10 protein-coding genes are annotated in these 14614 nt (G+C 61.6%); 3 read left to right on the forward strand and 7 right to left on the reverse strand.

Annotated elements, in window-relative coordinates; all coding sequences use genetic code 11:
• The first annotated feature begins 165 nt into the window (after nt 1-165).
• The 3 genes from KTR9_RS13405 (at nt 166) to KTR9_RS27310 (ending at nt 2805) form a co-directional block, all read left to right on the forward strand.
• Complete coding sequence (locus tag KTR9_RS13405; RefSeq protein ID WP_014926792.1) at nt 166-723, forward strand: hypothetical protein; 558 nt, start codon at nt 166-168, stop codon at nt 721-723.
• 473 nt (nt 724-1196) lie between these two features.
• Complete coding sequence (locus KTR9_RS27305; RefSeq protein WP_049942593.1) at nt 1197-2078, forward strand: SIR2 family protein; 882 nt, start codon at nt 1197-1199, stop codon at nt 2076-2078.
• Between the two features lie 325 nt (nt 2079-2403).
• On the forward strand, nt 2404-2805 hold the full coding sequence (locus tag KTR9_RS27310) for a hypothetical protein (protein WP_049942595.1): 402 nt from the start codon (nt 2404-2406) through the stop codon (nt 2803-2805).
• 102 nt (nt 2806-2907) lie between these two features.
• Here KTR9_RS27310 and KTR9_RS13415 read toward each other — a convergent pair whose 3' ends face one another.
• The 7 genes from KTR9_RS13415 to KTR9_RS13450 all read right to left on the reverse strand — a co-directional run bounded on the left by KTR9_RS13415 (nt 2908) and on the right by KTR9_RS13450 (nt 14558).
• Nucleotides 2908-3231, reverse strand: coding sequence for a hypothetical protein (locus KTR9_RS13415; protein WP_044506674.1), 324 nt, complete (start codon nt 3229-3231; stop codon nt 2908-2910).
• Between the two features lie 243 nt (nt 3232-3474).
• Nucleotides 3475-3792, reverse strand: coding sequence for a hypothetical protein (locus tag KTR9_RS13420; protein ID WP_014926794.1), 318 nt, complete (start codon nt 3790-3792; stop codon nt 3475-3477).
• 30 nt (nt 3793-3822) lie between these two features.
• On the reverse strand, nt 3823-7077 hold the full coding sequence (locus KTR9_RS13425) for a UvrD-helicase domain-containing protein (RefSeq protein ID WP_014926795.1): 3255 nt from the start codon (nt 7075-7077) through the stop codon (nt 3823-3825).
• A complete protein-coding gene (locus tag KTR9_RS13430; RefSeq protein ID WP_014926796.1) occupies nt 7074-9881 on the reverse strand; it encodes a PD-(D/E)XK nuclease family protein in 2808 nt (935 codons plus the stop codon). The genes KTR9_RS13425 and KTR9_RS13430 overlap by 4 nt, the downstream gene beginning before the upstream one ends.
• Nucleotides 9882-11234: 1353 nt before the next feature.
• Complete coding sequence (locus KTR9_RS13440; RefSeq protein ID WP_014926799.1) at nt 11235-11723, reverse strand: DUF3293 domain-containing protein; 489 nt, start codon at nt 11721-11723, stop codon at nt 11235-11237.
• Nucleotides 11720-12667, reverse strand: coding sequence for a hypothetical protein (locus KTR9_RS13445; RefSeq protein WP_044506678.1), 948 nt, complete (start codon nt 12665-12667; stop codon nt 11720-11722). The genes KTR9_RS13440 and KTR9_RS13445 overlap by 4 nt, the downstream gene beginning before the upstream one ends.
• Before the next feature lie 94 nt (nt 12668-12761).
• A complete protein-coding gene (locus KTR9_RS13450; protein ID WP_044506680.1) occupies nt 12762-14558 on the reverse strand; it encodes a hypothetical protein in 1797 nt (598 codons plus the stop codon).
• Nucleotides 14559-14614: the final 56 nt, after the last annotated feature.

Here is a 14614-nt window from a genome sequence, read left to right on the forward strand (position 1 = left end):
GCGACCAGACCTCGGGCGGTTACACCCTCAACCCACTAGTGGTTCCCACAAGATGCGCTCGACGCCGACCCTCCGAGCCGGGTGCATCTAACGCCCATAGGGACGCGTCGGTGCAGTATGCATCTGCGTCCGGGCTTGGGACTGCACTCCGACTAGGTTGATGACATGTCCGACTACTGGGTCGAGTTCATGAGCCTCGACGCCGACGAGAATCAAGCGTCAGATCTCGTTGACGCGCAGATCACTTGGCTGCTCAGCCAGGAGATCATTGCGCCATCAGCAAAGCCGGACGCGTTCTATGGGACTTTCCGCGAAGGCCCGCGATTCGCCGATGCCATGGACCCGGAATGGATTGAAACCGGCGCCGTCGCCGGAGGTCGGTACATCTTGTTCGGTGTGCGGATCAAGAAGGGCTGGCAGATGTCTCACAACATCGGTGGCTTCGAAGGTCCGCCGTGTCCTCGGTGCGGCCACCAGCAATTCGACGGCGGCGCAGCGGGTGCACTCATACTCGACTGGTACGAATCACGGGCAGAACCGACCGTGAACTGTACGAACTGCGGACACATTGATCTGATCGGGAACTGGCCCCACGAGCTTTTCGGCTACTGCAACTACGCCTCTCTGTCTTTCATCAACTGTCCGACGCTCGCAGGGGAGTTCAGCGACGAGCTCCTCGCGCGTCTCGGGAATCGTCCTCGGGCCATCGATGTGAGGCTGTAGACACCGACTCGTGCTTCTTCGACACATCAGACGTCGTGCAACGCGCCACGGTCACTTTGACGACATCTGGCTGCTGAGCGACTGAACCAACGAGTTCAGACACACGCTGACCTGCCGCGCCGCGTGTCTGATTAGGTGAACCTATGAGCAACGCCGCCAACGGTTCCGGCCATCCCCTTCGTCGTTCACGGACGGATTGAGGCCCTGGGCGCTGATGCAGTCGTGGTGCCGACCGACGCAGACTTCGAAGTCGAACCGCACTAGTACCCGCTGTTCGGCGGTGAGCAACCCTCGAAACCCGATACCTAGGACAAGGCCTTCTGTCGCGACGCCCAGGACGGGCACAACTGGTTTGTGAACGTCATCGACCACTCCGCAGCCGTTGGCGCCCAGCTGGCTGATCGCCTACGAGCTGTCCTGGCCGACGTAGCTCGCGCGTTCGAGCCGAGTGGCCACGTCCACCCGTGGTGGCTATGCCCGTCTTCGGCATAGCCGGGGGAGGGAAGGGAGGTCTCAAGGGGCTGGTTATCAGAGACCTCGTCACGTTGCTGCGGAGCGTGGCGGCCGACCGCTCGCTCGATGTGGCTCTGGTGACCCCTGACCGGTCCGTCTACAGCGCACTTCAACATTTCCGGAGAACAGCGACTGCTGTCCATTGGGAGCTCAGCCCCGGACAGCTTCGAGTCGCGAAGGATCTCGGTACCCGGGCACGCGATGGCGACCTCGCGCTGTTTCTCGGTGCTGGGGTCAGCGTGTCTGCGGGGCTTCCGGGTTGGAAAGCACTCCTAGAAGAGCTGGGATCGAGGGCCGGCGTCGACGCCAACACACTGATGAATCTCGAAGACAGTCCGCTCGACCAGGCGGAGTTGATCTCTCTGCGGTTGGGCGACAACTTGGGTAGCGAGATCGCACGAATAGTGAGACGCGCCAAGAAAGTCTCTCTTGCGCATCCCCTCGTGGCGGGACTTCGTTGTCGCGAGGTGGTGACCACCAACTACGACGAGCTGTATGAGGATGCGGTCGAGGCGACCGGTGAACTGAGGCCGACGGTGATCCCCTGGGAAGCGGTCCAACCCCGCCGACCACGGGTGCTCAAGATGCACGGCGAAGTCGGTAGACCTGAGTCCGTCGTTCTCACCCGTCGAAGCTTCGTGCGATATGACGCAAACTCCCGGCCCGCTGGCTCGCTTCTGCAGGCCTTGATGATGACCCGGCACGTGCTTGTCGTCGGCACATCCATGTCCGACGACAACGTCATCAGATTGGCGATCGAGGTCGACGACTTCTTAGAATCCGATGACTCGTTCGGCACGTTCATCGATGTTTCTGAGTCGCCGGCTCGAGCCGAACTCTAAAAGACCCGCTTTCGTTGGCTACATTGCGATGCCGACGGGATGGTCGCCCGCGTGCGAGCCATGGAGATGTTCCTCGACGCAGTGGCCATGTATGCCGCACAGGACGAATCGTGGCTGCTCGATGAGAGGTTCCGCGGGCTGCTTCAGTCCAGTGACCAGACCGCCGCCAGTGAGGTTCGACGAGTTCTCTCTCACGTTCAATCGAGCCCACGGACGCAGCTCCGCCCACTTCGCGACAAGCTCGCTGAGCTCGGTGCGGACCCGCACTGGGACGAGTCACGAACGCTACTGACGGAACTAGAGCAACTCATGCGAGCATCGAAGAATGGGCGACGAGCCACGTACAAGTACGTGGTACTCCTGTGGGCGGTCATCCGAGCCGAGCACGGACACGAAACGTCTGACCAGCTACGAGGACGCACGCGGCGAACTGGCCAAGTTGCTGTCGCCGTTCCGTATCGCGGAAAGTGCTCCCAAGCCGGTAGATCCGTGGTTTGCATTGGGCACCTCGTCCTGGTGGGAAATCCGCGATCTGCCAAGCTCTTCCAAGGTGCAGGACGTGATTCAACGGAACGCACGTGCCGGCCTGTCGGTCAATGTGTACAACCTGGTGCGCCGCGACTCGGTTTTCGCCCAAGAAGCCGTCGAGCGGCTGGTCAAGTTGATTGCCGAAGACGTCGAGAGTGCATCCCTTTTAGAGGACTTGAGGAGGCAGCTGTCGTCGTAGGCCGCGCAGTGAAGGACTGCAGTGGCCGCCTAGGAGCGGTCCTCGCGATCGCGCCCAAACACGCGATACACGAGTCGTTCCTGAGTACGTCCGACGTCTCGATCAGTTGCCAGGTCGTGCCGGTGGTCGGTCTGCATCAGTGACGGCAGCGTGCTTGTCGATGGCATCCGCTATCGCATAGACCTCTGGGTACTCGACCGTGAAAGGTTCGTAACCGCCGCTGTGCCGATGCGCACGTACGAGATAGAAAGCCCACCCTCGAAGCAGGTCGATCCCTGCCCAGTCCGGCACCATCCCGTGTTGATCGAACTCTTGCCGCAGCGGAGCCAGGAGTTCGTATAGTTTGCCCGGGCCTGCGGCCAGACGCTCGTAACCGTTGTAGGTGTGCGCCCACTCGATCAGGACCTGGTCGTAGTTCATGCTCATCTCAGTTCGAAGCTCCTTGTCGATACGAACGACGGACTGACGCCAGACGCTGCACTAATCCTGCCCCGCGCGGCTCACCTGACGCTGATCATCCGAAGATCGCAACCGGACGCGCTTGATGAACGACTTAATCTTCTGCCCAAGCGCACGGTCCCGCTACAAGTGTGGCCGATAGCCAGTCTTCCAAGCTCTCGTGGGTCGCATGCTGCCCTGGACAGAGGTTCGCCTGTAAGTCGTTAGCGCTCAATCGGAACTTGCCGCCGTGTACTCCGTGGCGATACGGGTCCGGACTTCAATTGTTCCTATGACGCCCCAGCCGCAAGCTTCGTCGATGTACTCGTCTGCGTCGAAGTCGCCGTCTCTCCAGCGCGATTTGTCGGCTGGGATCGTATCGGCCTCCGCTGTCACCGAAGCTACTACTTCGTCGTACGTTGCCCAGGACCCGTCGTATTCATACAAGAGCTCGCAACCAAGCTCGGACTGAGCGGTGGCCTCGTCGACGGTCCTCCAATTCCATGGTGCTTGCGGGTCGTCGATCAGCGGGTGCTCTGTCTCGGTCACGGTGTCCTCATTCGGTCGACATGATTACGATTACGGGTAGTTCCCCGGTGCGGCCCGTCTCTCTGCCGTTCGAGACAATACGGCCGACTCGCCCGCCCGACTGAACACCAATTTCAAGGCTGAGACCCGTTCGCCTGCAACAGTTGTGACGAGATGAGCATAGATCGATAGCTGCGACCAATACTGCTCTAGTGTCGTGGCAGAAACGCCAACGTCAGTCTTGTAGTCGACAACAACCAGCGAACCGTCGTCCTCCCGATAGATGAGGTCCGCGATGCCTTCGATAACGGTTGTGCCGTCGGGACCGAGACCAGCGAGCTGCATCTCGCGCCAGTGCTCGCGGTCTGCAGCACGTCTGACCGGCTCGGACGCCAGCGTCGAGCGGATCGTGTCGACGAAGTGTTCAACGTCCTCGATTCCCTGTGTGTATGCGGTCCCGCGGGCAGCCTCGTCGATCAGAGCGTGGTCGGCGGATAGCGGGATTCTTTCCAAGATCGCGTGGAGAGCCGTGCCGTAGGACTTTCCAGAGTCGTGGCTGGCCCTGCCAGCGGGAACTACTTCGGAACCGTTCGCCGTGGGCAACAGACCAGCATCGCGGTACCCGGCAAGGATCGCCCGCGCGTCGAGATCGTCGCTGTGGACGGCGTCCGTCACCGTGTAGGAAGGGCGAATGGATGATGCATCGCGTACTCGTGCGGTTTCTAGAGTCCACTCGTCCCAGCTCTGGCGAACCTCCGAACGCACCGCTTCGTCGTCGCGCCGAACGGGCTCAACAAGGCTGGGTACATCGTTAGGCAACCCATCGAGAGCGGGCGCAAGTATTGATCCCCAGGAAGCGCCCCGCTTTGCTGCGTAGCCGGAGACGGCCAAATGACTCTCCGCCCTCGTGCAGGCAACATAGAGCAGACGTATCTTCTCGGCTTCAGCGTGGACCTTTTCTGCGTCACGCGCAGCGGGATAACCCTTGGTCGTGGCTGACGTGGAGATACACGCTTGAAGTGCGCCGCTGTTGTCGACCAGCACCGGTTCGGGCTGGGTTCGGAATCCACCGCTCATTCCGGCTAGCACGACCATCGGAAACTGTAGTCCCTTGGCGGCGTGGATGGTCATGATCCGCACCGCGTTCACACCAATCTCCGGGAGTACCGTCTCGGCGACACGGGCATTCTCGTCGGCCTGGGTCGCGGCCCAGTCTAGGTAGTCGCGCATGGACCCGCGGTCCTCGGCATACCACGCCCGCGCCTGGTCGATGACGAAACGCAGGCGGCGCCAGACGTCACGGTGACGCGGAGAATCCATGGAGATCTCGAACACCCGCCGGTCGGTGGCTAGTTTGCTCAACAGGGTTGCTGGATTGAGTGACCCCAGCTCATCGGTGACCGAACGCAGATAGGCGAAGGCACGAGCGATAGGAGAGTCCTGTAAGTCATCGGGGGCTTCCGCGAAGATGCTCCAGTAGCCGCCGGCGGCCCTCCACCGCAACAGATCGTCGTCGCCGCAACCGAACATCGGCGTCCGTAGCGACCCGACGAGGGCAGCCTCGTCGGCGGTGTTCGCGAGAGCCCGGCAGGCGAGCAAGAGGTCATGAACCTCCTGCGTCGAATACACGAGACTCGATGCTTCGGAACGGAATTCGATCCCAGCCTCGTCGAGACTCTTCTCCAGGTACGGAAGCACGGTGCGCGACGGGATCAGAATGCAGATGTCCTTCCATTGCACCGCTTGGTGGTCGTAGCCGCTTCCGGTGAAACTCTCCTTGCACCAGCCGCGTTCGACGGCTGTTGCGATGATGCGCGCGACGTCACGGGATTCGCGGGCTCGGGTGACGTCGGCATCCGACAGGGATGCTTCATCTGACACCTGCTCGTCGCTGATGAATACTAACGGGGTCGGGCCCCACTCCGGGTCCCATTCGGGCCGTCCCGGTGCGGGGTCCAATGGGATGTATTCGGCCTGCACGTTATCCGATGGAGTGATGAGCGCGCCAAAGACCCGGTTGACCCAGTCGATGACCGGACGGGTTGACCTGAAATTGGTGGTGAGCTGCACGACATCGGTGTCAGGGGTTTGCTTGCGTGCACCCATGAAAACCGAGATGTCGGCCCGACGGAACCGGTAGATCGACTGCTTGGGGTCGCCGACGGTGAACAGTCGTCCTGGGTGGTCCGGACCGGCGACGATCTTCTCGGCGAGCGCGATCTGCAACGGGTCAGTGTCTTGGAACTCATCGAGGAGCACCCGCTGGTAGCGGGCATGGGCATCGGCAGCGACGTGAGTGTTATCGAGCACTCGGTTGGCGAGTACGAGGAGGTCGTGGAACTCGAGCTGTCCACTCCGCTGACGTTTGGTCGCTTCGTTGAGAACGACTTCGGTGAGATGCCAGACGACGACCTCCACCGCCGCCGCGATGTACGAGTCGACGACGTCGGGAAATACAATGTCGCGGAGATCTTTGACGGCCTGCTGAATTGCCTTGCGCTGAGTCGTTCCTCCGCGCCATGCGGCACCACGACCTACGTTGCCCACCTTTGGGCAAAGCGCGACCATTGGAATCCACCCGAATGCGTCCTGCTCGGCTGCGACCAGTATCCGCCACTCTCGCAGTTCCTCGAGTTTCATCGCGAGCTTGTCCTCGCGGTCCAGGCAGTCGGTGAGTCTGTCGACTATCAGGTCGGTTTCGCGCAGGATGCGATCGACGTCGGCCGGAGCTATCCCAGCGGGTTCATCGCCCAGTTCGAGCCAGTCCCAGGTGCGGTCCAGCGCGTCGGCGAGTTTCTTCACTTGGTCGACGGAGACTCCGCGCGCCATCAGAATGCCGAGCGCATCAACAAGCACTGGGCTGGCTTCATCGGTGTACAGCCGGTTTTGCATTCGGCGCCAACGGCGTTCGAAAGATAGCTCCGATCCCATAGCGTCGACGATCTCAACCCGCGGCGGTACGCCGGCCTCGAGCGGATGTTGCCGGACGATGCGCGCGGCAAACGCGTGCAGGGTCTCGATGGCGGCGACGTCGACCTGATCAAGCGCAGTGTTGGCTCGGTCTGTGTCGTGCTTGGCGAGTTCGACTCGGACTCGCTCGCGGAGTTCAGCGGCGGCCTTCTCGGTGAAGGTGATTGCGGCGATTGTGTGGAGCTCGACTCCCTCGTCCAACACGAGGCTGCAAATTCGGCTCACCAGGGAGTGGGTCTTGCCGCTGCCCGCACCAGCTTCGACGAACAGCGTGGTCGACGTCGCGGTTGCGATCCTGTCGCGTGCGGCCTGGTCGGCCAAGGCGAGGGCGGTCACACTCGGCCTCCATACTTCTGGACGTAGTCGGCTAGTTCGCGAACGTTCTCGAGATTGGCCCAGGCGCGATTCAAACCGCTTCGCCCAAGCAGGTCGATGACCGGCAGATCCCAAAACGTGTCGGCCACCTTGGGCGGGAACTGCCCGTCGCTGATGCAGCGGTGGACGAGTGCAAGATCGTCTGCGAGTGTGGCGACGACGCTGTCGGTCACCGGATATCCGACCGACGTAAACTCGCCTTTCCGGGTGACGAACCAATATCGAGCTTCGACGTTGTCGCCGAATGTGCGGGCGAACAATCCATACACAGGTAGCTGGAACTGCTTGCCACCACCAGTAGGTGTATCCACACTGATTTCGTTGTACTTCTTGTCGACCTTGCCGGTCTTGTAGTCGGTGATGCGAACTCGACCGTCCAGGTGGGTGTCGATCCGATCGATCTTTCCCCGAAACCGGATCATGTTGTTGCCGATGAGTAGTACGACCGTGGCTTCAGTACCAAACTGTTCCTCGGCGTGGGTGGGCTTCCATCCGCTGGCTTTGTCGGCATGGTCGTGGTGGAACCAGTCGGCGAGATCGCGGACGATGATTCCACGGTCTTTCGCCCAGAGTTGTTGGAGCCAGCCGGGGTTGTCGGCCTCGGCGTTGTCGAGAATTTCCTGCGCGACGAGACTCAGTCTGGCGAAGTCGAGCTCGGTCCCTTCGATGGAGTCGATGACGTACCTCTCGAGGATCGCGTGGACGAGGTTGCCTCGTGTCAGCGCATCAATCTGGGCGGCCTCGTCGGGATCGTCGAGAGTCGTCAGCCGGAGTATGTGTTCGAGGAAGAACTGGTAGGGACTTGCGACCCAGGTCTCGAGACCAGTGGGGGACACCGGATGGTCGAAGGTGGAAATGAGTTCGCAGACCTCGGCGAGGTTGCCATTAAAGCGCGTGAACCGGCCGTTGAGTCGGTCGCTACGCATCTGCATGCCGAGGTTGATGACCGGATCGTCGAGCGCACCCCGTCGGCGGTACGCGGGGACGCCGGCTAGCTCACGGAGACGCCACTCGGTAGGGGAGGCCGCAGAGGCACCGATGCGTTCATCTGCGTGCTGCGCAGCGACATCGAAGGACTCCACGGCAACGATAGATGTGGCGTCCTGTGTCTGGCGTTGCCATTCGACGACGTTGACTTTGCGGCCGGCCAGGTCGGTTAGTGCCGGGACAAGCCAGCGGGAGGGTACCTTTTCGGCGCCGCCGCGAAGGCTTCCGCGGGGAAAGGTGGCAATTCGTGCGATGGTTCCCGCGTTCAAGGCGTTCGTGTATGCCCAGAGCTGCTGGTCGACGTGCTCTCGGGCGGTAATGCCCACAAGGTCGGGTGGGAGGAGCGGGTTGTCCGCGCGTCGGCCCGGCACCATGCCCTCGGCAACGCCGACGACGATACTGATGTCGAGTTCTCTTCCCACGCCGGCGCTCAGAGGTGCCACGGTAACACCGATCCTGGAGTTTCCGAGTGTTCCGCGGAACGATTCGAGACGGACCGCGACAGCGGCATGAACACGCGCGGGCGACGGAACCGCGGCGAGGCCGTCTAACAGATCGAGATCGGCAACGGCCTGACGAACCGCGGTCAGGTCCGCATGGCCGACGTCCGAGGTTTGGGTACGGAACGTCACGTCGAGGAGTGAGCCGAGTTCCGCTGCGACAGTGCCCCAGTCGGGCGCGTACCCGGTTGATGCGAGCCGTTTCTGCAAGCGTTGCACGTAGTCGTACAGGGCGATCGAGGAGGGATGGTGTTTCTTCTCTGCAGCAACGTGCATCAGCTTATGCCAGTCATCGCCGCCGACGATTGGTTCGATGTGTCGCGTGAGGCGCTCCAACTGGGGCTGCGATAACGGCTTGTTGTCGACCCGGGGACGTGTGAGTGCGCCGTCGGCAAGAATTGAGAGAAGTTCTCGCCGGGGCATTTTCGTCGTGTCAAGTGAAAGCAGGCCGAGGACACTACGTCCGATCGGACGGTCGACGAGAGTGTGGCATTCGGGGGCATGGAACGTGACGTTCCCCGCGGTCAGGTGCTCCTGAAGTAAAGGTAGATAGGGGTCTTCGGTGGGGTAGAAGATCCCCATCCGGTGACCGGGTACACCGTCAGCCAGGTGCTTGCGAACGAGTCGAACCACCGCCCGGACCTCGTCGTCGGCGTCGGAGGTGTGGATGACCTGGGTGGGGGCGGCAACCGGGTCGGAGGCAACCACTACGCCGACGTTCTCGAGTCGCTCGATCAAGGCAGCGTCAGCTGCAGTGGTCGGCTGTAGGCGATAGGCGATGATCTTGCCGACCTCGGGAAGGTTTTCTCCCGCCGCAGCGTACGCCTCGTGTTGCAGGAAGTATCGGCTGGTGAGGCGTTCGACGGCGATCCGGTACACACGCAGCAAATCTGTGACCAGGGGAGTCTCGTAGGCCATCTCAGGGTGGGAGAGAGTCGTCAGTTCCCACGCTGCTGCAGACAGCGCCCGAGAGGTGGCCGGTTCCTGGGCGACCTCGTGAAATGCGCCTGGAGCATCCATGAGCACCCGCTCAATGGCTGCCTCCAGGAGGGGATAGCGCAACGGCAGTCTCGGCGCCAGCGCAGGTGTCGCGAGTGCGGCCACGAGCTGGGGAACCGTAAGAACGCGGGTGTTCGCAACACCGCCGCGGCGCGCAAGGTGGTGGAGAACGTCACGGGCGGCACCAGGACTGGGCACCACGATAGTGACGAGTGCCAGCGGGGACTTCGCTTTAGCGGCGCAAACAGCGGCGACCAGGGAATCGACCGGGCGCGTCACGAGGTCTCGTCAGCAACGGAGGGTTCGGGGTACTGGCAATCCGTATGGGAGTCGGGTGACGCCAGACTGAACATCCGTCCATTGACGCTCAGTACGCTGTATCGCGAAATCCAGTGTGCGCGTTTCATGACACCGCGGGGCAAGTCGAGCTCCTCGGGATCGTGAGTCCACATCCTCAGGTTCAGGCCGTCGGCGCGGAGGTCGACCATGCCGTCGAGGTGGACGGTTACCGACGCGGGGATGGGGCGCTCATCTAACTCCTGCGCCCTTCGTGCCTGGATGTAGTGCAGGCGGTGTCCAGGAGAATTGGACACGCACCGGCTGGCGGTAGGCTTTCGTCTCGTCGTCAACGCGACCTTCCTTGCCTCAGCGCGAGGGCGAGGACCGACGCGCAGCGTGGGCTGATCAGGCGAGCGGACCAGTCCGTGAAGTTGCATAACTATAGCGACGAGCACCGACAGTCTGATCAGATGACATGCGGCGCAAAGGCTGAGCCGTATTCTCGATCAGCACCAGGTTTGGACGGTGCTGGCGATGGCCGGTGACGTACTCTCGCCGCCTGGGTTGAATCCCCGCCCACCGTGCCGTCGAAGGAGCTGACTTGTCAGATATCGGGTTGCATCTCGTGAACAGCCTGTACCAGCAGCTCATGATCGATGATCAGTGGGCGCTGCGGCGTGAACGAGGCTTCACCTGGTGGTCGTACCGGCTCGCGCAACATGTCGAGGTGAGCCCCCCTTTCATGTCACAGGGTACCGAGGTATGCCGAGTCCGCATGTGGACCGAGACCGTGGGTGCTGTCGATCCGAACTTGGATCCGGCACGGGTGGTGGCTGCGTTCAATACGCATGCGACACTCGACGCTCTTGTGTGGGACCCCGAACGCGCAATGCTCAACCGTTGCAGCACCGGCGTCGTTCACGCAGAGAACTTCGTCTGGCTGAGCGAGGTTCTAGCCACCGCGGCGATACTGCAGAACGCTGCTGCCCACAACCAGGCGCAGGAACTCGCTCGGATGCTCAACGGCGAGCCTGCGGCGTCGAACCATCCGCGTAGCGGGGTCCGTCCGGTAGGCGACGGCATACTGGACGTCCCCTCACAGGTTGTGATCCGCGAGGGCGCCTATGGCTCGCGTTTTGCCGGTCCGAGGATGGCAGATCTCGGAGGGTTCTTGGTTGAGATGAGGTTCTTAGGATCTGCCGATGAGGAAAACCTCACGTGTGAAGTGCCGTATACGCAGAACGAACCGGTATCAGTAACTTGTCGCGGCACGTCCTTGCACAGAACACAGTGGTGGACCTCGCTGTCCACTCACGGTTTGCGTGCGGCTGGTTCAGTGGCTGACAGTTGCGCTCAGCTACGCGGTTCCCACCGCCAACCACGGTCGTTACGTCGGTTGCTGCCGCACGCGATCAGTGACCACCGAGCTCCACGGAGGCCGAACACAGCGACTTGCCCGAACCGCGCTCCCAACGACCGCGCCTCCTCATCGGTGAGGCCGAACACCGCTCGACTGTCCTCGCTGTAGCTGCCGTCGAAACTTGCGCCTACAGCTTGTGCATACGCCAGTCCGGCGGAATCGAGTTCGTCATCCAGAACCTTGATGCGCGCTGCGTTGTCAGCGCTGAGGGGGTCGGTGTCCGGAAGCACTGCGGTAACCACATGAAAGTCCGGCAGCTGCAGCTGCGGATCCGACCTGTCGGCGGGCCACACAGTGCCGGTCGCCATCGCGGACTCGATGGACACCTTGGTGTTCAGGTAGTTCTGCCAAAGCTGGTCGTCGGCGGCATACTCTGCCAGCTTCGAAACGGTCGGCCAGCTGAAGTCTGAGTGCGAATTCATGAGTCGGACCGCCGAGTGCCGTGCATCGGTGTCGGAGCAGTCCGAGTGTTGTCATCGATTGGCCCGGGATCGTCTACCCCTTGAATGATCACGGCGTACTCGCGTTCCTCGGCGCTCAGCCGATCGAGGGTTGCTTGGACGATCTCAGGCGGCAGATCGAGACGAAGTTCCCAGCGCGCGCTCGGTCCACACCCGATCTCGCCGTCATCGGCGTGCTCTCCCGCCAGGAAGTCACCCCACCTGACGGTGGGTTCGGTTCTCTTGTCGGCGCCTGCTGACTCGGCGAACAGTCGAACTAGCATGGTGGAGGGCGTCGTCAGATAGTCGATCAGCCCGTTGGCGGTGATCCAGTCAGACACGATCTTGGGGGTCGAGTCGTCCGTCAGATCCCATAGCTGAACCGGCATTTCAGGAGCGCCGACAAGAGGATCCAAGCGGGTGCTCGACACCGCCACAGAGTCGGAGATCAACCCTAGCGTCACTGTGTCGAGACCGGACGTCATGCTGCCGGTCTCACAAAATGAGATCGACGCCCATGTCGTCGAGAACTCGATGTCTAAATCGCTGTCAACAGGAAGAAGGCGCAGAGTGTCCGAGGTCGTGCGGAACGGGGCATGGGGCACGTCGTTGATGGTGACGTCCCAATCGTCACGGTCAGGCAGTTGATCGCCAGTTACCCTGACGCGTAGGAACAGTGGCATCCTCGGTGCGAGATCCGGCGCCACGGAGATCGATGACAGCTCGGCTTCATGCACTACTCCCAGACGCTCGTCCTGCTGAATCGCTGCCAGCGGCGTAGTGCCTTCAGGAATCTGTGCGTCGCTTTCGCCGTCGACACAACGAGTAAGGCGGTCCGCGCTTCTGCTCAACCGAACGTGTTCGTGCTCCTGACCGTTCTCTATGTCGGATTTACGGCGCACGATTTCATACACGATCTCCGACAAAAGTCAGTCCTTCCAATATGTGGCGGTCGTTGTTCAACGCCCGAGGGCAGAGATCACGGGTGACACGGCACAGACGTCGCGATTGGGTCTTCGGTCATGTCCAAGCGCGCGGCAGTTCTAGCGCTTGCTCTACGAGGTAGGGGTTGTGGATGGCCCGCTGCATCGACGGCCCCATGCGGCATAAGCGGAGCGCCGAGGTCGAGGCGGCTCGAGTGATCTGTGCGTCGTCGAGGAGTCGTTCGAGGGCGTCGAGGGAGTCGGCTTCAACTGCGACCGTCCCAGGACCAAACTCGTGGTAGTCGCTAGTCGCCACAGAGACCTCGGGATGGTGGCGGATGAGTCTGACGATGCCGAAAGCGTTGTGGAGCTGCGCCTCGATCTCGTTTGCCTGGAGGAATCCCATTACACGGTTCGACCAGTCTTCACGCAGGATCGTTAGGGACTCAGTTCGTGAGATCGATAGACAGGTGATCACTGAATAGGTTCTACCGCTTGTCCCTCGTTTCGAGGTGGGCAGGCAGCTGATAGACCAACTGCGGTACTCAGTAAGAGCAGGGAACGGCACGCACCGACGCAGATACGTACCGACGATGCGAGTGATCTGGCTGGCCTCGGGGAGTTGGTTGAACCTGTTGATCCTGTCCATTGCGCCGCCGAATTGCGCTGCGGTGAAGGATTGGAGTGGAGTTCTATCGCTCGCGTTCACAGCGTCGGGATGCGCAAACCACTCTGTCAGTCGCTGCTCCGCGGACGTGCCGGCGAACAACTTGGTGAACTCGGGCGAGGGTACGATCGGGTTGGCCATCTCGCGGAAGTTCCTCGCGACAAGCGCCTGATTCTGTGCGTCGTGAATCAACGAACGTTCTGCGTTGAGTAGGTGGCGCTTTCGCGCTTTGCTCCCGCTGGGTTGTGCTGCTGCGGCTTGATCGAACCGCAGGTGATACGCCTCGATCTGACCCTCATATGTCCTGTCATGTGTGGCGAAGCGCGTCCTAAAGTCGACGGTTTCCCCGATGTAGCAGCTACCGTCGCGGAACGCGAGCACGTAGTGGCCCACGGGGCTACGCTCGCCGATGAACTCTGATACTGCAGTTCGCGTTAGCAGTGGCGAACTCATGTCGTGAGTGTCTAGCCACCTAGCAAGTTGTTCTTTGCGTCCGTCGGAGCCGCCGTCGCTCCCAAGACCCTCGTCCGTGTAGGGATCCGATGGAAGACTAGTTCTAGCCGTCGAGTTGCCGTGGGAGTGCCAGGTGGGTTCAATGACTACCTCGTCTGGCATGACCCAGTTCGGTGCGACCGCCAGGGCCAGGCCGACAAGGCTGTCGAAGTCTATGGGCTCCGCCTTGCCGTCGGCACCTCGAACCCGGGAGGCCGCGACATCGATCTGGAGGTTTCCAGCGTCGGATCTTACAAGGACGATGGTCACGGGCGAGGCTGGTGCGAGGGCGCGCTTCTCCCACGCGAGATCTGTCAGTACGCTGGCCCAACTCTTGGGCGGTATTGCCCTTATCGAGATTCGACTGATGTCCACGGCCGAAGAGATGCGCCAGCCCAGGCTGAGGAGCGTGTAGACCAAGTTAAGTGGCGTGGGCTCGGATGTATCAACAGCGTCCCCTCGCGTCGGGTAGGACTGGCTCGCCTGTACCCAACCCTGCTTGCTGTCCCAGACCGCGACGGGATCACTGCTGTTTGCGACTCGAATCCGTAAGCCCTCCTCTGAGGGCTCGACCCACGTGGTCATCTCCGTACCGGTGGTCAAGGATTCGAACAGCGCCGGCGTGGAGGGATCGTCAGTATAGAACCCCACCTCGTTTGCGAAGTCGACCTCGTCAGCGACCAGTTCGCTGGGATCGACCTTGTCTGTGCCTTCAGGCTGGGTCAATTGAGTCATCAGGGTCCTCCGTTCGATGCTGCCGGCTCCGCACCTGCGAGGCCTGTGGCGGTGGT

The sequence above is a fragment of the Gordonia sp. KTR9 genome (genome assembly GCF_000143885.2).
GTDB lineage: Bacteria > Actinomycetota > Actinomycetes > Mycobacteriales > Mycobacteriaceae > Gordonia.

What these genes read in the sequence shown, in the direction of transcription:
- KTR9_RS13405 (WP_014926792.1), top strand. Translation starts at nt 166, where the DNA reads ATGTCCGACTACTGGGTCGAGTTCATGAGCCTCGACGCCGACGAGAAT.
- KTR9_RS27305 (WP_049942593.1), top strand. Translation starts at nt 1,197, where the DNA reads ATGCCCGTCTTCGGCATAGCCGGGGGAGGGAAGGGAGGTCTCAAGGGG.
- KTR9_RS27310 (WP_049942595.1), top strand. Translation starts at nt 2,404, where the DNA reads ATGGGCGACGAGCCACGTACAAGTACGTGGTACTCCTGTGGGCGGTCA.
- KTR9_RS13415 (WP_044506674.1), bottom strand. Translation starts at nt 3,231, where the DNA reads ATGAGCATGAACTACGACCAGGTCCTGATCGAGTGGGCGCACACCTAC.
- KTR9_RS13440 (WP_014926799.1), bottom strand. Translation starts at nt 11,723, where the DNA reads ATGAATTCGCACTCAGACTTCAGCTGGCCGACCGTTTCGAAGCTGGCA.
- KTR9_RS13450 (WP_044506680.1), bottom strand. Translation starts at nt 14,558, where the DNA reads ATGACTCAATTGACCCAGCCTGAAGGCACAGACAAGGTCGATCCCAGC.